The following is a 17,093-nucleotide window of genomic DNA, read 5'->3' on the forward strand; positions in this document are numbered from 1 at the left end:
GCTTGAAGACCCTACGCGGCCTCACGCCCTATCAAGCCATCTGCAAAGCATGGGCCGAGGAGCCGCAGCGTTTCACCGCAAATCCGCACCACCAAATGCCGGGACCAAACATCTAGTCCGCGTTCGGCCGACGATGGATCAGGACGGCTCGCAGAACTCGTAACCCGCGACGTCCTCGCGCTGCCAACGTCGAGCGGCTTTCCGCACGATGCCACCCGGCAGATGCAGCACAGCTGCCGACGGGGCCTCCTCCGGATCAATAAGCTGGATGCGGGCACCCAACGTCGAGAGATCGAGGACCACGCAAGCCTGGCTGCGTTCGGCAACAACCATCTTGCCACCGGCGATCATCCGCGTGCGTGGCACCCGGCGACGCTCCCGAAAGGAACCTGATGGCGCCTCACGCATGGAACGCACATGCCCTGACGTCTTGTGCATCTGCGGTAACCCCTGCCCTTGGGTCGGACACAAGCCTCTAGACCGCACGCAGCGAGGTCCAGGTGGCTATACAAGCAAGAGAAAGGGATAAGGGGAAGGGTGCCCAGCGTCTGTTTCGAAGCTCAGGTCCCGCCTCAGCGTCGGCCGATTAGGCGCCACACCCGCTCGACCTCGCCACCCAGCGCCATCGCACGCGGCGTGCGTCCTCCGGCGTCGTGGATCGGGGTAAGCCACCAACGGGGCGCGTGCTCGCCAAACACCTCGACCACGCGCATGAGCAGCTGGCTCAACGCCTTATCCTCGCTGTCGAAGACGAAGAGATCCCGCCGCAGCCCCACCAACTCAGCCTCTTTCTCCTCGATCAGCGCCACCACGGCCTCAGCCCGCCGCATGCGAGTGTGGCGGATGTAGCCCGAGGAGCGAGGGTCATCGACCGAGCGATGGCGGGTGAGGGTGGTCATCGGTGTTCAAGGTTCCGGCTTTGAACAAATTAAGAACACAAGACTCCCACTGGTTTCAAGCACCCTCTCGCCAAGCACCGCGCTGCCTCGAAACGGCTTGCCGAAACCTTCCCTTTGTGCCTGTTTTGTTCTCTCATCCTTTCGTGAGGTTCGAGATGTGCATTCCGCCCTGGATCATTGACAGCTTCCTCCAAAACAAGCGCCTGCCGCTTGATCCGGTCGAGGCCGCGCAGGATCTCGCCGATCGGCTCGACGACATGGGCTTCATCGCCACGATGCACGGCCGGCTGCGCCTGCTCGACCTGCGCATCGAGGACACCTTCGTGGACACGATCACCGTGATCACCCTGGCGCCCGATCAGGAGGCGCTGCGCCGGGGCAGCCACATCCCGACCATCGAGCCCAAGGCCGAGACCCGCTTCGCGATCGACTTGGAGCGCGGCCGCATCGTCCAGAATGCGGCATGACGTCCAGCGTCCACCGTTATTGCCGTGCCTCACGAAGCCCTTGCGGCTCGCCCGACAGCCAACCTACCGTCGCCAAATGGCAACGTTCAGTGGCACCGAGGCAAACGAAACCTGGCAGGGGGATAACGGCAATATCTCCCATACTCTCGACGGCGGCGGCGGCCTGAACACGCTCGATTACTCGAGCCTTCTGGGCTTCATTAAGACCACGGCCAGCGCACCTGCACCGGGTCTTTTCTCCTCGCCAGGCTGGACAGTCTCGAAGTCGATTGGCCTCGGCGTGGACACCGCCGTCAATTTCTCTCGCATCATCGGTACCGCCGGAAACGACACCTTCACCGGCATCACGGCGGGCACCTACGCCTACCGAAGCACCGCCATACGCGGCGGCAGCGGCAACGACACCTATTACGGCAACGGATACACGCAGAATGCCGTGGACTACACGACCCTCGGTGGTCCCGTTGTCGTGGATCTCGCGGCAGGAACCGCATTCAAAGGTGCATACGGCATCGACACGCTTCACAGTGTCCGCAACGTGCGAGCGAGCGCTTTCAACGACACGCTGCTTGGCAGCGCTGACACCGACTTCTTCGCCGTTGGCCTCGCCGGCGAGCATCACATCGACGGCCGCGGCGGCGTCGACCGGTACACCTTCACCGGAACCACCAACATCGTGGTGGATCTCGCTCTCGGCCAAGCCCAAAAGTCCAGTGGCGTCGTCGACTATCTCGTCAGTATCGAACAGGCGGCTGGCGGTTCCGGCAACGACACGCTGTTGGGCAACGAGGGCAACAACTTTCTGTTCGGCCTGGAGGGCAACAACTATCTGGATGGCCGTGAGGGCGAGGACTGGGCGAGTTTCAGGACGTTCTGGAACACGCTGCAAACCACCGGCGGAACGATCGACCTTCGCTTCGGCACCGCCACCAATCCCTGGGGTGGCACCGACACACTCGTGAGCATCGAGCATGCCGCGGGGGGCTGGTACAACGATACCCTCACCGGCCTGATCCGCGCCGACGGATCTCCCTCCTACCTGAGGGGAGGACCGGGCATTGGGCCGGGCTAGGCCTTCGGCGATCAGCGTCTGCGTCACGTCCCAGCCTTCGCGGTCGCGCACCGCAGCCAGAAGCCGCCGGTACCGGTCGCGGCCCGAGGCTTGATCGTCACGCCCCACGCGACCAGCTCCGCCAGCCGGTCTCTGGCCGCCCGGGCCAAGCGCGCCTCGCGCGGGCACTGCCCGCGCATCTCCGGCGCGTCGAGACCGATGAGGCGGATCCGCTCTGCGCCACAGCCCAGCGTGTCGCCATCCGTCGCTTGGCAGCGCAGCCTTGGGCGGATGCAGGCCCGACCAGGAGAAGACCAGCAACGGCCAATGCCATGAAAGACTGGACTCCGTGCCGCCATTGACCCGAAGCTTCACCCATGAGGAAGCAACGCATCCGACGAGTGTTCATCGCGCTGGGCGTGTTGGCCATAGCGGTTCTGGCACCGGGGGAGGGCGCTGCGCAGTTCGGCGATTGCGCCGCCATCGCGAACCCGGCCGAGCGCCTCCAGCTTCATGACTAATCTTGGCCAAGCTTTTGCGAATGCTCGCGCACTCGCGGATTCGTACCGCCTCGTTCAGGACGCAAGCGATCTCCGGGCGTGCGACGGCGGTGTAGCGATTGACCGTCGCATCAAGGCTGCTCCCGCATGACCAGTTTGGACTGCTGCTCCTGTGGCGGCCACCATGACCGCGCTAGTCAATAGGGTCCCGCTACTCAGCTTGTCCATGCCGGCATAGACGAACAAGTTTCGCGCCGGCCGACAGGCCAAGCGCGAAGATTCATCCCGGCTTTCCAAAAATTAGAGGAATGGAATTACTGTCGCCTAGCGGACACGGCTTGCGCGTCTCGGCTTTCGAGGCGGACTCCGAACCCCCGGTGGCAATCAAATCGGATCGACATAGAAGGCGATGCCCTCGTAGACGTAGTCGGGAAGGCTGCTCATAACATGGTCGCGCTCGACCTCGCTTACCGTGAAGAAGTGGGTGTCGGTGCGCTTGTTGTAGAAGCGATACAGTTCCTCTTGCGGTCCATCGTCTACAGCGTAGGCCTTGTAGGCGACATTCTCGTACCGGTAGTTCGGCAGGTGCGACAGGATGTGATCCCGCTCGACCGTGCTCGTGGTGTAGAGGTGCGAGCCTTTCTGCGAATTGAAGAAACGATAGACATCCGCTGTGTTGCTGGCGCCTACAGGCGCGACCTTGAAGGCCAAGCCCTCATTCTCGAAATGCGCGAGGTTCGACCGGATGGAGCCCGCCTCGAAGTTGGAGGCCGTGTAGAAGTGGGTGCCGTTAGCAGTGTTGAGGAAGCGGTTCACCACGTTGAACTGTCCGGCTGCATCCTCGACCCAGCGGTCTCCATCCGAGAAGCGAAGCCGCTCGACGGACGTGAGGAGGTCGGTGCCGTCGGGTCCTGTGACCGTGTAGCGGTTTCCGTGTCCGGCGTACTGCACCATGTACTGCGACCGCAGGCCGTTGAAGATTGCCGTATCGACACCACGCTCGCCATGGATGGTGTCGTTTCCAAGGCCGCCCCGGAACAGATCGCTGAAGTTCGTGCCGGTCAGCGTGTCGTTCCCATCCGAGCCGGAACGAGGCTGCGTGCCGTTGCCGGTGATGTGATCTGGGGCCCCGGTCGGATCGGTCATGGCGCCGAACCAGACATGGGAGACGCCTTCGTAGATGCCGACGCCAATTGCTTTCCACTCAAGGTCCGGTCTGCTCCAGACATTGCGACTGAGAATGACGTCGTCATGGCCAGGACTGGACTGCCAACCCTGAAGGGCCACGCTTGGCGTCATTGGAGGTGTGTTAGTTCCAAGATAGCCGATCGAGATTTCATATCCGTAGTCGGCACTGCCTGGGACATCGTACCCCGTACCAAGTCGCTGAGGCGCTTCCCACATTGATGGATACGTCGCGGCATTGCGCCCATCATATGGTGCGTCACTCCACCCATGCGCTTTATACTCTCCTGGCGCTCCGACTACGAACTCACCTTGATTTTCCACTGTGTCGAGGGCATGGCGCCCCGCGGTAGTAGTCAAGGCACGAGAAAGCGGGACTCCAGGAAGCCCATTGGCGGCACGATAGGCCATGATGAGACTGTAAAGCTCCAACTCATCCGGGGAGAGCGCATCAGTCGGTTGCGGTGCGTAGATATTGATCATGCTTCGCTCCCCGTCGGCGCCCGAATGATAATTCGCGCGCTTTATCCAGTGCCTGTCATATCATTTCTACGCTTCGCTAGAACCCAAACAGCTCGTCGGCGATGCGGGTGAGCGCGTAGAAGGCGATGCCCTCATCGCGATAGTGCGGCAAATTGGTACGCACATGGGCCGCCTCCACTTCAGACGGGGGAACAAGTGCTCTGCAGCCCCAGTGTGGAAGAAGCGATAGAACGGCGCCAAGCCATCTCCCGGCTCGGTAATGAGGCAGGTTGGCACGCACGCTGGCTTCCTCCACGGCCATCGTTCAGGACGCGGCCTGACCAGCAGATCGGCATGGACCGCATAACCATATTTTTGGAAAGTAAGTTATTGTTTTTGCTGATTATTCCTTAGTTTTAACAGGCACCGCTCCGTCCGACAAGGAACTCGCTTCGTCATGCGTCTACACGTCCTGTCCGATCTTCACTGCGAGTTCGGAGGCTTCGAGCCACCGGCCCTGAAGGCCGACGTGACGCTGCTCGCGGGCGACACCTACACCAAGGGGCGTCTGTGCCCCTGGGATGATGCCGAGGCCACCTTCGGACGGCCTGTGGTCGCGGTCTGCGGCAACCATGAATTTTACCACGGCAAGATTGAGCCACTCTGTGAGCCCGGCCACTGGCTCGATTGTGTCGACAATGATCGCTTCATCAACCAATCTGACGACCGAAACACCCACCATTGTACTTTTGCCAGAAACGGTCTGTCATCAGGAGCCGAGATCACATCAGATTACAACGCGTTCTGTGAACGTCTATTTCCGAACCAATCTAAGGTTGCGCCCGCGCTGACGGCAGCAAGGCGAGGCCGCTGGCCACGACTTATGATAATCACAAGCACGCCGGTGGACAGAGCCAGCCCGGGACGACGAGCGCTTCCGTGCGAAGTACAGCAACTTCGACAAACCTAGGCGGTCCGCCAAGCTGCCTGCTACTCTCTGCGTTCAGTCCTGCTATCGAGGACGGGTGACGCGCCGCTAGACCGGCGCGAAGCACCAAGCAGCGGGGTTCGACAATTGCGATCGGGGCTTAGGCGTGGGTCAGGGGAGAAGTCATAATGAGCGAGGACTTTCTGGCAGGGCGCAAGAAGGGCCTGGAAGATGCGTTCTTTGCGGAGCAGGACGCGCTCCTCCGCCGCCGGCTGCGCGAGGCTGACGAGACAGGATCCCGGCGAAAAGCGCTATCGTCCGCGTCCGGCATCACCGACCACGCCACGCTTGAGAGGCTGGAAGCGCTCGGCATCACCGGCGAGACAGCGGCTGCCCTCTCCCTAATTCCGCTCGTGGCCATCGCCTGGGCGGACGGCCGGATCGAGGAACGGGAGCGGGCCGCGGCCCTGTCCGGAGCCGAAGGGCTCGGCCTGACCAAGGGCGACCCGGGCTACCAGATGTTTGAAGGATGGCTCACGAGGCAGCCGTCACCCGATCTGCTTATGTCTTGGAAGGCGTACATCGGGGCGCTGGTGCCGACGCTGGGGCAGGATGCCCGCGACGCGCTTCGAGGCGCGCTGTTGGGCCATGCTCGTGCTGTCGCAGAGGCAGCAGGCGGCTTCCTGGGACTTGGGTCCAAGATCTCGGAGGCGGAGCAGTCGGTCCTGGCCGATCTGGAGCGGGCATTCGCTGCCTCATCGCCCTAAGACGCTCCAGAAGAGGCGAGGCCTCCATTTCAACGTTCAAATGAGGAGACTGAGCCGCACATGCCTATGTCACTCGAAGAGTTCGCAGAACGATGCCGCGCGGCGCTGCTGGCCGATCAGGGTCCGCCTGGCCGGGAGGCCGTGTGCCGACTCGTGCAGGAAGCCCTGAAGGACCGGGAGTTCGTGGCGGCCCAGTTGCCGGATGGGGCACCCGAGAGAAAGATCCTCTACGAGGACCCTGAGCTCGGTTTCGCGATCGTCGGCCACGTCTATCAGGGTGCGAAGGCGAGCCAGCCGCATGATCACGGCACCACGTGGGCGATCTACGGGCAGGCGGCTGGCGAAACCTTGATGACAGACTGGATCGCCGTCGCGCGCCCGCAGGCAGGGCAGCCTGGCCAGGTCCGACGTGGCCGCGACTACGCGCTGCGCCCAGGGGACGCGCACCTCTACCACCCCGGCGATGTCCATTCCCCCCGGCGCGACGGACCCACGCGGCTGCTGCGGATCGAAGGGGTCAACACGGACCGCATCGAGCGCTTCCCGTACGAGGAGGTCGCGTAGCCTCTGCCGAAGGGGCTGCGGTTGGGATGGCATCCCTTTCGATAGGCAAAAGATGGAGTAAAGGCGCCGAGGCGGATTGGCGTGCTCAACATCAAGGAGCCGGTTGGCCTCGATCCCTCTCGCAGATAAGGTGCGCGGCAGAGGCGACGGGGACCCGTGAAGTGAAGTCTCTTCGGCAAGGACGTCGTGCAGCGATAGTTGGCACCCTGCTGGCAGGCGTGCTCTCGGCGCGGTCCGATGCGCAGCCGATCGCGGGCGGTCGAGCGATTCGCCTCATCGTTCCTTTTCCGCCTGGCGGCGCGATCGATATATTGGGCCGACTGCTAGCCGACCGCTTGGCGCCCGTGCTCGGACAGTCGGTCGTGGTCGAGAACCGGAGCGGCGCTGGGGGTATCATTGGGGGGGACGCGATCGCCAAGGCGGCGCCCGATGGAACGACGATTGGAATCGTAGGCGTTGCCGTGCTGTGTGCCGCACAGTTCCTCTACAACCGGCTGCCGTTTAATCCACAGGCCGATCTCGCGCCCGTAACGCAGATCTCGGACGGGGCGCGGCTCTGCGTGGTCAACGCCCAGACGGCAGCGCAGCGCGGATGGACCGATTTGCGTGCGCTGATCGCCTGGGCGAGGGCGAACCCAGAGGGCGTGAGCATGGCGTCCTCGGGCGCCGGAACCTCCAGCCATTTTGTCATTACGGCGGTCAACGAGGCCGCCGGAGTCAGGATCCTCCATGTGCCGTATCGCGGCGGCGGGCCGGCCATCAATGACCTCGTCGCCGGCCGGGTCGACATGATGTTCGACTCCCCGCCAGCCCTGATGCCTCTAGTCGAACGCGGCGCGGTGAAGCCGCTGGCCGTCAGCACGCGCGCCCGTCAGTTCTTTGTGCCGGATGTTCCGGGCATGGCCGAGTTCGCGGATATCGGGCTAGGTGACCTGGACGTGGATACGTGGAATGCCGTGATGGCGCCCGCTGGCACGCCAGCGCCGGTCGTCGCGCGCTTGGCAGAGGCCGTGCGGATCGCAGCGACGCAGTCGGACCTCACGGAGCGGCTGGCGCCGCTTGGCTTCCGCACGGTGCTCAGTGAAGCACCCGAGAGCTTGGCGAAGCTGATTCGAGACGACACGCCGCGGTGGCAGCGCATCGTGCAGTCGTCCGGCGTGAAGCTGGATTAGAAGCCTGATGCCGGACCACGAATGTGGCAGGGACTCCGCATGATCTCCAATCAGCCATCGCCCGACACCGGCTTGGCGCTTGCGCTGCTCTCGGCCATCAGTGACGCGACGCGCGACCCGATGGGGGGCGTGACGCGGGAAGGATACGGTCCGGGCGAACAGAGAGCGCATGACATCGTCCGTGCGGTGGCGGAGCGCGAGGGATTGCGGGCCCGCGTGGATCCGGCTGGCAACTTGTACATGACACTGCCCGGCGCGGATCCATCCGCGAAGCGCTTGGTCATCGGCAGCCACCTCGATTCTGTACGACAGGGCGGCGACTATGATGGAGCCGCCGGTGTCGCGGCGGGGCTGGCGGTGGCAGTGGGGCTGCGGAAGGCAGGCTTCCTGCCCGGACGCGACATCGAAGTGATGGCGATCCGCTCGGAGGAGGGGGGCGCCTGGTTCCCGACCCCCTTTCCGGGCAGTCGCGCCGCGCTCGGCCTGATGCAGCCGGATGCACTGGCGACGTGCCGAATGGATGGGACTCTGACGCTGGAGGAGGCCATGCGCCAGTCGGGTTTCGACCCGGACTGGTGCCGGTCGGGCCAGCGCGAACTCGGACCCGACAATGTCCAGGCCTATGTCGAGCTGCACATCGAACAAGGTCTTGTGCTTGAGGAGGAGGACCGGCCCGTCGGCATTGTCTTCGGTCTTCCTGGCAATCGGCGCCACCGCTTTGCCCGGGTGGTGGGCGAGTACAATCACTCTGGCACCACCCCCCGCCGGCACCGCCGCGACGCGGTGCTCGCGGCTGCGGAGTTGGCGTACCGGCTGGAACAATCCTGGATCCGCCTCGAGGCGGCAGGGCATGACCTGGTCGTGACCTTCTGCGTCTTCGAGACCGGTCCCCAAGCTGCCTTCGGCAAGGTGCCGGGGGAAGTCGCATTCAAGCTGGACGTGCGGAGTGGCCAGCAGGCTGCGCTCGACGCCTTGTATCGCGATCTGCATGCCCTCGTCGCTGAGATTGAGGCGCAGCGTGATGTCCGCTTTGAACTGGGAGCTGAGCAAGCGCGAGAACCTGTGCCGATGGACCCGACCATCGTGGAGGCGCTTGCGCAGGCGGCAACTGACGCGGCTGTGCCCTTTCGACGAATGGCCAGTGGCGGTGGGCATGACGCCCAGAGCTTCGTCGCGGCCGGAATTCCGGCCGGGATGCTCTTCGTTCGCAGCCAGAACGGCAGCCACAACCCCGACGAAGCAATGAGGCCGGAGGATTTCGAGGCGGCATGCCGTGTCCTGATGACCTGGACGGTCGGCGCGGCGGGCCGGTGACGCGTCCGCCAGAGTCCCGCGACTTCGATATCAACGGCGCACGCCGCCCTGACCCGCAACGGACGGCCTTGGGAGCACGCCGATGACTGACGCCAGGACGCCGCTGGTTGTCGCACTCGGCCGCACGCCGCGCACGGACGCGCTGTTCACCGGCGAGGTCTCGGATCCGGCGCTGCCTTTGGAGCTGCCGGCAATGCCAAGCATCATCGGGGCCTTCCCTGCCATGGTGCGCGAGGGCCGCTGGCCCGTGTCGGAGATGGCGATCGCCACGTTTCTGATGGCGAAGGAAGCGGGCAGGCCGCTGGTGCTGCTGCCCTGCGTGCTGGCCTCGCGCGCCCAGGAGGGGTCACTGCTGTGCCGCGAAGATTCACCCTTGCGCGGCCCGCACCAACTGCGTGGCGCCCGCGTCGGCGTGCGCGCATACAGTCAGACCACCGGCATGTGGCTGCGTGGCGTGCTCGCCGAGAGCCACGGCGTCCCGCCTGACCAGGTACGCTGGATCACGTTCGAGGAAGCCCACCTCGCCGACTTTCGCGACCCGCCCTGGTGCGAGCGCGTTGCCGCGGGCGCGACGCTCGAGGGGATGCTGCGGGAGGGTGTCCTGGATGCGGCTGTCTTCGGCAGCGGGGCGCCGGCGGGCTTTCGCACCGTCTTCCCGAAGCCGGCGGAGGCCAGTAAGGCCTTTCTGGCCAGCCATGGCTTCGTGCCAGTGAACCACCTGCTAATCGCCCGCAGCGACGTGGCGCGGGACCGCGCGCCGGAACTGATGCGTCTTCTCAGCCTCTTAGGCGCCAGCGGCGCCAGCGTGACGACGCGCGCCGCGCTGGCGCCCGCCCTCAGCCTCGCCGCGCGCTGGTGCGCTGAGCAGAGACTGACGCGCCGCGCGCTCGCGCTCTCGGAAATCTGGAGCGGCACGCCTCACGAGATCGGCTGACCCAATGATGTCTTCGTCGCCCCCAGCGCCGCGACGCCCGCTTTCGATGTGATGCTGCGCAACCAAGTGAGCATCGCGGGCGCGAAGCCTGAGCATGACTCGGCTGGCTTGAAGCCCAACACGGCGATCACCGTGGCCGTTTCCCCGTGGTCACTGCGCTCTACCGCTTCGACTGCAACGGGCGCCCCGTGGGCTTGCAGTTTCAGGCTCTCCGATGACGCGCGCCGGGTCTCAGCGCCGCCTTGCGAGTCACCTGTGGGAGCAGCGCGTCGCCCTCCCCGCAAAACAAAAGGGCAAGTTCGTTGCGCCCGCGCAGCCCCTCGGAGACGTCCGGACGATCGCCCGACTCGTTTCTTGCAACGCAGGGCAGGGATACCTAGTCTGCCCCTCAGCATGAGTTCGTCCCGATGAGGATGGGCCGAAGAAGGGGAGGGATCGCGGCATGAAAATGTTGCGTCGTGCTCTGCTAAGCGCCGCAACGAGTTTTGGGACCGGGCTCGTTGGAGGCGCAGTGCTCCATGCGCCGCAGATCGCGCGCGCGCAGCAAATGGCGGCGGGTACCGCCGGCGCCTGGCCCGGCGAGCGGCCGATCCAGATCATCGTTCCCTTCCCACCCGGCGGCGGGACCGACATCAACATCCGGGCCATGATTAGCCACTTCGAGCGGCATCTGCCCGGGGCGAGATTCATCGTCATCAACCGTCCCGGAGCCGGAGCCGAAGTTGGCTACACGGCAATGGCTCAGGCTGCGCCAGACGGCTACACCATGGGCACTGTCATCACGCCCAGCCTGCAGACCATCTCGATTGAGCGCCAGCCGCGCTATCGCCTGGAGGATTTCGCCTTTCTCGGCTCGATCGTGGAGGACCCGAGCGGCTTCCACGTGGCTCCCAGCAGCCCCTTGCGCACTGTCGCCGAACTCGTCTCCTACGCCCGAGCCAACCCCGGCGCAGTTTCAGTCGGCACCGCGGGCATTGGCTCCGACGACCACTTGCTCATGATCGCACTCGACCGCGCTGCCGGCATCCGCCTCAACCACATACCCTTTACCGGTCAGGCGCCTACGGTGACCGCACTCATTGGTGGGCACATCCAGGTTGCGTCCATGAACATGGGGGAGAGCGTCGCCCTGATCCGGGAGGGGCGCGTGCGCCCGCTGGCCACTGCGGGATCCGAACGCTTTGCCATGACACCGGAAGTGCCCACTTTCCGCGAGGCTGGCTATGCGCTCGATACCGGCGTCGTGCGAAGCCTCGTCGTCCCCGCGCCGACGCCGCCGGAAATCCAGGCGCGGCTTGCCAGCATGATCGCGGCGACCATGCACGACCCGGCCTGGCGCGCCGAGGCTGATCGGCTGTTCATTCCGCTGCGCTATCGCGACGCGGAGGAGACGCGCGCTCTTGTCTTCCGCGAGGCGGAGGCGCTGCGCGCCATCTGGCAGCAGCGCCCCTGGCGGGATGGGTAGGGTCACGTCCCCATGCCGCGTCTGATCGATCTCTCGACGCCCATCCAGACCGAGCATTTCCGCTGGCCGGTCGAGCGCCGCCTGGCCAAGAGCCATGACGCCGGCGCTGGGCAAGCGACCTGGGCCGGCTGGAACGTCCACGCCTTCACCCACATGGATAGTCCGCGACATGTCGATCCGGAGGGCTTCACAACCGACGCCATCACGCTGGACATGACGGTCGGACCCGGGGCGGTGCTGGACGTTTCGGACGTTCCCGCGAACACCGCGATTGAAGTAGCGCACCTGGCTGCCGCCGGCGCACATCTTCAGACGGGCGACTTCGCCCTGATCCGCACCCGGTGGGACGAGCGCGCAAGCATCGACACGCCTGAGTTCTGGCTGCACGCCCCCTGGATGACGGCTGAGGGCTCCATCTGGCTGCGCGAGCGTGGGATCAAGGCAGTCGGCTTCGACTTCCCGCAGGACCGCTGCATCCGCTTCTTCTTGACCGGTGAGGCTCGCCCGCCCCTGCCGGAGCATGTGACACATTTTCACCTGCTCGCGCGCGGGGTGATCATGTTTGAATATCTCTGCAACACGGGTGCGCTCCGTCAGGCGCGCAACCAGATGATCGGGCTGCCAATCCGCCTCCCCGATTCCGATGGCGCCCCAGCCCGCGTCATCGCCATCGAGACGGACGACGCGTCGTGAGGCTCAAAGGTCGCACGGCCCTCGTGACGGGAGGCGGTTCAGGCATTGGCGCCGGCATCGCGGAGCGGCTTGCCCGCGAGGGCGCGTCTGTGCTGGTGGCGGACATCAACTTCGAGGGCGCGACGACGGTCGCAGACGAAATAGGACGCGCCGGAGGACAGGCGTTGCCGTTCCGCATGGATGTGGCCTCGGAGGTGGACGCGGCTGCAGCGGTCGCGGAAGCGGAATCGCGCTTTGGACGGTTGCGCATCGCCGTCTGCAACGCGGGCATCACCGACCGGGTGCCCGTGCTGGAGATGCCTCTGGTCGCTTTCGAAAAGGTGATCCGGACAAACTTGATCGGCTGCTTCGTGACAGCGCAAGCCGCGGCGCGCGCGATGGCACGTGGCAGCGAGGGCGAGCGTGGAGGCCGGATCGTCACGATTTCCTCGGTGTCGGGCCAGTTCGGGGGCACGGGACGAGCTGCCTACGGGGCGAGCAAGGGAGGCATCGAAACCCTCACAAAAGTGCTAGCGGTTGAACTTGCTCCCTACGGCATCGTGGTCAACGGTGTCGCACCGGGCCCGACGCAAATTGCCCGCACGGCGCACGGGCCGCGGCAACGCGCGGCCTTCCTCGACCGCATGGCGTTGAAGCGCTACGCCTCGCCGCAGGATATCGCCGCCGCCGTTGCATTTCTCAGCAGTGACGATTGTGACTTCATTGCTGGACACATGCTCAACGTGGACGGCGGATTTGCCGCAGCGGGCGTACTGTACGACCCCGCCGAGGGATCCTGATTTAAGATGGTAGTGCCTGCGTCTCGCGCATTCGGCGCCGTTGACTTCACCTGCATCTAGATACCGTAATCGGGTCGGCTGGTGGCTTGAGCTGCCACGACCGGTGGTTCTTCCAGGAGGCCCAAGTGGGCCGCGGCCAAGGGAGGCACCGAGATGACCCATTACGCAGGCATCGACGTCTCACTGGAGACGAGCAGCATCTGCATCGTTGACAGCTCTGGCGTCGTACTCCGGGAACTGAAAGCCGAAAGCGAGCCAGATGAGCTGGCGGCGGCCCTGACGGGGACAGGGCTGGAGTTCACCCGCGTTGGCCTCGAGGCAGGGCCAATGTCGCAGTGGCTTCATGCCGGGCTCAAGGCCGCGGGATTGCCGGTGGTATTGCTCGAGACGCGGCAGCTGCGGGCCGCGACCAAGGCCATGCCGACCAAGACCGACCGGACCGATGCGCGTGCCATCGCCCAGATGGTCCGAGCCGGTTGGTTTCGGGCCGTGCACGTGAAGTCCGAACTCTCCCAGGAGCTTCGGGCGCTGCTCACTGCGCGCAAGCTGCTCGTGGGCAAGCTGCGGGACATCGACAACGGCGTCCGTGGCCTGCTGCGCGGCTTTGGCCTGAAGGTTGGCCCCGTCGGCGAGCGCGCCTTTCCCAGCCGTGTCCGCGAGCTGGCAGCGGAGCGCGAGAGCCTGGCCGCCGTGATCGAGCCCCTGCTGCGGGTGCGCGAGGTCCTGCTGTCCGAGCGCGAGCGCCTGCACGGTCTGGTCGTCCGCGCCACACGCGACGATGCGGTCTGCCGCAGGCTCATGACCGTACCTGGTGTGGGCCCGGTCACCGCGCTCACCTTCTGCTCGGCGGTAGACGACCCCGCCCGGTTCCGCCGGTCGCGTGCCATTGGCGCCCACTTCGGCCTGACACCAAGGCGCCCCCAGTCCGGCGAGACCGACCGTATGGGACACATCAGCAAGCAAGGCGATGGTCTGGCCCGCCAAGCACTCTATGAGGCTGCGAATGTGCTGCTGACCCGAACAAGCCGCTGGTCGTCGCTCAAGGCGTGGGGCATGGCGATCGCGAGACGCTCGGGCATGCGCCGCGCCAAGGTGGCAGTGGCTCGCAAGCTCGCCGTCGTGCTGCTGAGCTTGTGGCGCGACGGCACCGAGTTCCGCTGGGGCAAGGAGGTAGCCGTGGCGTAGTCGCCCTCACCCCTGACCCAAGCGTCCGACGTCCCGTCGTGGGGACGCGGCAGGGCGAGACCGCAACAGACCCGGTGCCGGCATCCGCCGAACCTGCTTGCTAGATTGGTCCGCCCCGCCTGCCTGGCCGTAGCCTGTGGCGGCTCCACGCCGACCACGAACAGAAGCGAGGAACCCACGACGTGACACCCAACGCCGGTCATTGACCGACCCGATTACAGAAGGGTTTGTTAGCTCCTGAGCGGAGGGAAGCCGAGGCTTGGGCTGCGACATTGGACAAACTGTCGCTGCTGCAATTGCATCTCAGCTCTGCCGGAGGCCAAGCCGCTCAAGCAGCGCTCGATCCCTTTCGCGCACGCGCCGTGCCTCAGCCGCGCATTCCTCCGGCTCTCGCAACTGAAGGGGCATGTCGTAGCGCTCCAGCACCGCTCGATGCCCAGGGTCCAGCAGCGCCTCCCGGAACGCCGCGTGCAGGATCCGGGACGTGTCGCGGTCGAGGCCCGGCGGTCCCACGATCCCGTAGCTGCCGATCGTGTCATGCGGCACCCCCGCCTCGCGGAGCGTCGGCACCTCGGGGTAGCGCCGCGAGCGCTCCGGCGCGAAGGTCACGAGCAGGCGCTCGCGCCCATCGTCAACCAGCGGCGCCCAGGTGCTGGCGTCCACCCCGACGGCGATCTGCCCACCGAGCAGAGCGGGATGAACCTCGGCACCACCGCGAAACGGCACATGCGTCCATTGCAGCCCTTCGTGCTGTGCGACCACCTCCATGGCGAGATGCGGAGGAGTGCCGACGCCGGGCGTGCCATAGCTGATCTGCCCAGGGTTCGCCCGAGCATGGGCCACGAGATCCGCCCAGGAGCGCAAGGGAGCATCCGCCCGGACCACCACGCCGAACAGGTAGCCGACGAAGCCCGCCACCCAGGTGAACTCTGTCATGGGGTCCACCGGGGGCCGCGGCGACATCATCCATCGCGTAGGCGTGCCCGTCCCGAACTGACCGAGAAGGTGGCCATCCGGACGCGTTTCGTTGAGGAGAGCCTGTGCTGCGAGCGTGCCACCCGCTCCTGCCCGGTTCTCCACGAGGACGGGCTGACCGAGCCGAGCAGAGGTCAGATCGCATAGGGAACGGAGCTGCGTGTCGGTGGCGCCCCCCGCGGCGAAGGGATTGATCACGCGCACGGGCCGGCTTGGGAAGCTCCGCGCTCCGACACCCTGCTGCGCGAGGGCCGGGCTGGTGAGCGAGGCGGCAGCCAGGGCTAGGCCGGCGCGGCGACCGAACGGCGGCGCATCGCTGGAGGTGGGATCTTGCATGGACCATGCGCTCCCTTGCAGCGGCCCTTCCTGGCCAACTGCAGCGCACGAACGGTGCGCCCGCTGGGGCACGCCGCGCAACTGATTGTTGAAACCCCGGAGCGATCTCAGGCCAGACTCCTCGGCCAACCGCCGCTCGCTGTCTACGTCCTGGGGATCGCGCCTGACGGAAGATCTGCAAGCGTGATGCGCCTGCCCACCTCGGAGTGCGGGTTCCCGCCTGTCCCGCCTAGCGCCGTCCGCTGGCAATTCTGATGTCCACCTCGATCCCGATCGGCCCGCCGGTGTCGCCGACTTCGCGCCGCATCTCCTCGCGCACGGCTTGGCGCTGCTCCTCCGCCAGCGTCAGGAACGCCTGCCCGGTCGACCCACCTCCCCGCTCGAAAGGCCCGAAGTAGGCGTCGAAGGAGGAGAACTCAAAGCGGTGGGTTTCCGTCGCGACGCTCACGTCCCCGAAGCCTGCGCCCTCGAACAGTGAGCGCAGCGGCGCCTCATCGCCGAGGGCGAAGAAGCGCGCGTTGGTTTCCGCCAGCGACGGCGCGTAACGGGCGACCGCGCGGTTGATCTTGCCGTTGTAGGACCGCTCCAGCGTGGCCGGAACGGACACCGCCGCCCACCCGCCCGGACGGAGGACGCGGCGGAACTCCGATAGACCCTGCGCCGGGTCGGGGAAGAACATCAGCCCCAAGCTGCACAGGACAGCATCGAAGCTCTCGTCCGGGAAGCTCATGGACTGGCCGTTCTCGATACTCACAGTCGCGTTCGGGGTGCCGGCGAAGCGCGCGCGCGCCTTCTCGGCCATGGCGGGCGACATGTCGGCGGCGGTGACGTGCCCGCCCTTGCCGACAGCGGCCAAGGCCGCCTCGGCAGCAAGTCCTGTGCCCGAGGCGATGTCCAGCACGCGGGCGTCCAAGGCGAGGCGCGCGGCGCGCACCAGGAAAGGGACAAAGTGGGTTGAGACGTGGGCGAAGGCCCGCTCGTATCCTGCCGCGGCGTCCTCGCCGTAGGTCAGCTCCGTCGTCATCACACCCTGGCTCCTCCCTCGTCGCACCGCGGCTCATTGCCCATGTGCACGCCATCGCCGGCCGCTGGCGATCCCGACCTCCACCCCACGCCTGGACGCAGATCCCAGTCGGCCCAGCCCAGGTTAGGCAGCGTATAAGTGACCGTGCGCTCGCCTTGTCGCGAGCCACCCATGGGCGGTCCTGGGCGGCACTTCGGCGTCTGATCTCCTCCACACATGAGGCTGCCTCAAAGCTACCCCCCAGGTCGAGATTTGGGTTCTCGGGGGAAAGACAAGCTAGATGTTTGATCCCAGGTTTTGATGGTGCAGTCTTCTCCCAGGAGTGGAAGGACGCGCTATGGGCCAGGTTCAACACGGCTGCGCCACCACGACAGCGGCGGTCCGTCGAGCGAT

General features: G+C 65.7%; 19 protein-coding genes and 1 pseudogene. 14 read left to right on the forward strand and 6 right to left on the reverse strand.

The window, feature by feature from the left end:
* Window positions 1-116 (forward strand): annotated as a pseudogene (locus OF850_RS22910) (IS481 family transposase); the annotation flags it as partial.
* A 22-nt stretch (window positions 117-138) separates the two neighbouring features.
* On the opposite strand, the gene OF850_RS22915 reads toward OF850_RS22910, so the two are convergent.
* Together OF850_RS22915 and OF850_RS22920 are read right to left on the reverse strand one after the other, a co-directional pair.
* The gene (locus OF850_RS22915; RefSeq protein ID WP_301592681.1) at window positions 139-366 is read right to left on the reverse strand and encodes a hypothetical protein; all 228 of its coding nucleotides are present in this window, start codon (window positions 364-366) and stop codon (window positions 139-141) included.
* Window positions 367-572: 206 nt separating this feature from the next.
* Window positions 573-899, reverse strand: a complete 327-nt coding sequence (locus OF850_RS22920; RefSeq protein ID WP_301592682.1) for a hypothetical protein — start codon at window positions 897-899, stop codon at window positions 573-575.
* Between the two features lie 155 nt (window positions 900-1,054).
* On the opposite strand from OF850_RS22920, the gene OF850_RS22925 reads away from it, so the two are divergent.
* The 3 genes from OF850_RS22925 (at window position 1,055) to OF850_RS22935 (ending at window position 2,938) form a co-directional block, all read left to right on the forward strand.
* Window positions 1,055-1,366, forward strand: coding sequence for a hypothetical protein (locus tag OF850_RS22925; RefSeq protein ID WP_301592684.1), 312 nt, complete (start codon window positions 1,055-1,057; stop codon window positions 1,364-1,366).
* Entirely contained in the window at window positions 1,356-2,438 is a 1,083-nt protein-coding gene (locus OF850_RS22930) for a calcium-binding protein (RefSeq protein ID WP_301592685.1), read from the forward strand. The genes OF850_RS22925 and OF850_RS22930 overlap by 11 nt, the downstream gene beginning before the upstream one ends.
* Before the next feature lie 356 nt (window positions 2,439-2,794).
* Window positions 2,795-2,938, forward strand: coding sequence for a hypothetical protein (locus OF850_RS22935; protein ID WP_301592687.1), 144 nt, complete (start codon window positions 2,795-2,797; stop codon window positions 2,936-2,938).
* 363 nt (window positions 2,939-3,301) lie between these two features.
* On the opposite strand, the gene OF850_RS22940 is transcribed toward OF850_RS22935, so the two are convergent.
* Window positions 3,302-4,585, reverse strand: a complete 1,284-nt coding sequence (locus OF850_RS22940; protein ID WP_301592689.1) for a hypothetical protein — start codon at window positions 4,583-4,585, stop codon at window positions 3,302-3,304.
* 436 nt (window positions 4,586-5,021) lie between these two features.
* Between OF850_RS22940 and OF850_RS23845 the strand changes: the two genes are divergently transcribed.
* From OF850_RS23845 to OF850_RS22970, 6 genes are all read left to right on the forward strand, one after another.
* Window positions 5,022-5,534, forward strand: coding sequence for a metallophosphoesterase family protein (locus tag OF850_RS23845; protein WP_368044726.1), 513 nt, complete (start codon window positions 5,022-5,024; stop codon window positions 5,532-5,534).
* A gap of 146 nt (window positions 5,535-5,680) precedes the next feature.
* Window positions 5,681-6,259, forward strand: coding sequence for a hypothetical protein (locus OF850_RS22950; protein WP_301592691.1), 579 nt, complete (start codon window positions 5,681-5,683; stop codon window positions 6,257-6,259).
* Between the two features lie 60 nt (window positions 6,260-6,319).
* Complete coding sequence (locus tag OF850_RS22955; protein WP_301592693.1) at window positions 6,320-6,823, forward strand: hypothetical protein; 504 nt, start codon at window positions 6,320-6,322, stop codon at window positions 6,821-6,823.
* A gap of 26 nt (window positions 6,824-6,849) precedes the next feature.
* Window positions 6,850-7,995, forward strand: coding sequence for a Bug family tripartite tricarboxylate transporter substrate binding protein (locus OF850_RS22960; protein ID WP_301592695.1), 1,146 nt, complete (start codon window positions 6,850-6,852; stop codon window positions 7,993-7,995).
* Window positions 7,996-8,034: 39 nt separating this feature from the next.
* Window positions 8,035-9,309 carry a Zn-dependent hydrolase gene (locus tag OF850_RS22965; protein WP_301592697.1) on the forward strand — a complete coding sequence of 425 codons (1,275 nt, stop codon included), beginning with the start codon at window positions 8,035-8,037 and terminating at the stop codon, window positions 9,307-9,309.
* 82 nt (window positions 9,310-9,391) lie between these two features.
* Entirely contained in the window at window positions 9,392-10,243 is an 852-nt protein-coding gene (locus tag OF850_RS22970; protein ID WP_301592699.1) for a substrate-binding domain-containing protein, read from the forward strand.
* On the opposite strand, the gene OF850_RS22975 is transcribed toward OF850_RS22970, so the two are convergent.
* Window positions 10,228-10,374, reverse strand: a complete 147-nt coding sequence (locus OF850_RS22975; RefSeq protein WP_301592700.1) for a hypothetical protein — start codon at window positions 10,372-10,374, stop codon at window positions 10,228-10,230. The two genes, OF850_RS22970 and OF850_RS22975, sit on opposite strands and share 16 nt — an antisense overlap.
* A 380-nt stretch (window positions 10,375-10,754) precedes the next feature.
* Between OF850_RS22975 and OF850_RS22980 the strand changes: the two genes are divergently transcribed.
* From OF850_RS22980 to OF850_RS22995, 4 genes are all read left to right on the forward strand, one after another.
* Window positions 10,755-11,708 (forward strand): tripartite tricarboxylate transporter substrate binding protein, encoded by a 954-nt coding sequence (locus OF850_RS22980; protein ID WP_301592702.1) that lies wholly within the window; start codon window positions 10,755-10,757, stop codon window positions 11,706-11,708.
* 12 nt (window positions 11,709-11,720) lie between these two features.
* Window positions 11,721-12,401 (forward strand): cyclase family protein, encoded by a 681-nt coding sequence (locus tag OF850_RS22985; RefSeq protein ID WP_301592704.1) that lies wholly within the window; start codon window positions 11,721-11,723, stop codon window positions 12,399-12,401.
* Window positions 12,398-13,180: an SDR family NAD(P)-dependent oxidoreductase gene (locus tag OF850_RS22990; RefSeq protein WP_301592706.1), complete on the forward strand. Its 783-nt coding sequence runs from the start codon at window positions 12,398-12,400 to the stop codon at window positions 13,178-13,180. The genes OF850_RS22985 and OF850_RS22990 overlap by 4 nt, the downstream gene beginning before the upstream one ends.
* A gap of 153 nt (window positions 13,181-13,333) precedes the next feature.
* Entirely contained in the window at window positions 13,334-14,365 is a 1,032-nt protein-coding gene (locus OF850_RS22995) for an IS110 family RNA-guided transposase (RefSeq protein WP_301592708.1), read from the forward strand.
* Between the two features lie 303 nt (window positions 14,366-14,668).
* Here OF850_RS22995 and OF850_RS23000 read toward each other — a convergent pair whose 3' ends face one another.
* Window positions 14,669-15,676, reverse strand: coding sequence for a tripartite tricarboxylate transporter substrate binding protein (locus OF850_RS23000; protein WP_301592710.1), 1,008 nt, complete (start codon window positions 15,674-15,676; stop codon window positions 14,669-14,671).
* 229 nt (window positions 15,677-15,905) lie between these two features.
* On the reverse strand, window positions 15,906-16,700 hold the full coding sequence (locus OF850_RS23005; protein ID WP_301592712.1) for a class I SAM-dependent methyltransferase: 795 nt from the start codon (window positions 16,698-16,700) through the stop codon (window positions 15,906-15,908).
* Window positions 16,701-17,093: the final 393 nt, after the last annotated feature.

Source organism: Sabulicella glaciei (assembly GCF_026183895.1).
GTDB lineage: Bacteria > Pseudomonadota > Alphaproteobacteria > Acetobacterales > Acetobacteraceae > Roseococcus > Roseococcus glaciei.

Bases quoted from the DNA above. Each gene is read 5' to 3' on its own strand.
- OF850_RS22920 (WP_301592682.1), bottom strand. From the start codon at position 899: ATGACCACCCTCACCCGCCATCGCTCGGTCGATGACCCTCGCTCCTCG.
- OF850_RS22925 (WP_301592684.1), top strand. From the start codon at position 1,055: ATGTGCATTCCGCCCTGGATCATTGACAGCTTCCTCCAAAACAAGCGC.
- OF850_RS22930 (WP_301592685.1), top strand. From the start codon at position 1,356: ATGCGGCATGACGTCCAGCGTCCACCGTTATTGCCGTGCCTCACGAAG.
- OF850_RS22935 (WP_301592687.1), top strand. From the start codon at position 2,795: ATGAGGAAGCAACGCATCCGACGAGTGTTCATCGCGCTGGGCGTGTTG.
- OF850_RS22940 (WP_301592689.1), bottom strand. From the start codon at position 4,585: ATGATCAATATCTACGCACCGCAACCGACTGATGCGCTCTCCCCGGAT.
- OF850_RS23845 (WP_368044726.1), top strand. From the start codon at position 5,022: ATGCGTCTACACGTCCTGTCCGATCTTCACTGCGAGTTCGGAGGCTTC.
- OF850_RS22950 (WP_301592691.1), top strand. From the start codon at position 5,681: ATGAGCGAGGACTTTCTGGCAGGGCGCAAGAAGGGCCTGGAAGATGCG.
- OF850_RS22955 (WP_301592693.1), top strand. From the start codon at position 6,320: ATGCCTATGTCACTCGAAGAGTTCGCAGAACGATGCCGCGCGGCGCTG.
- OF850_RS22960 (WP_301592695.1), top strand. From the start codon at position 6,850: ATGGCATCCCTTTCGATAGGCAAAAGATGGAGTAAAGGCGCCGAGGCG.
- OF850_RS22965 (WP_301592697.1), top strand. From the start codon at position 8,035: ATGATCTCCAATCAGCCATCGCCCGACACCGGCTTGGCGCTTGCGCTG.
- OF850_RS22970 (WP_301592699.1), top strand. From the start codon at position 9,392: ATGACTGACGCCAGGACGCCGCTGGTTGTCGCACTCGGCCGCACGCCG.
- OF850_RS22985 (WP_301592704.1), top strand. From the start codon at position 11,721: ATGCCGCGTCTGATCGATCTCTCGACGCCCATCCAGACCGAGCATTTC.
- OF850_RS22995 (WP_301592708.1), top strand. From the start codon at position 13,334: ATGACCCATTACGCAGGCATCGACGTCTCACTGGAGACGAGCAGCATC.
- OF850_RS23000 (WP_301592710.1), bottom strand. From the start codon at position 15,676: ATGCAAGATCCCACCTCCAGCGATGCGCCGCCGTTCGGTCGCCGCGCC.
- OF850_RS23005 (WP_301592712.1), bottom strand. From the start codon at position 16,700: ATGACGACGGAGCTGACCTACGGCGAGGACGCCGCGGCAGGATACGAG.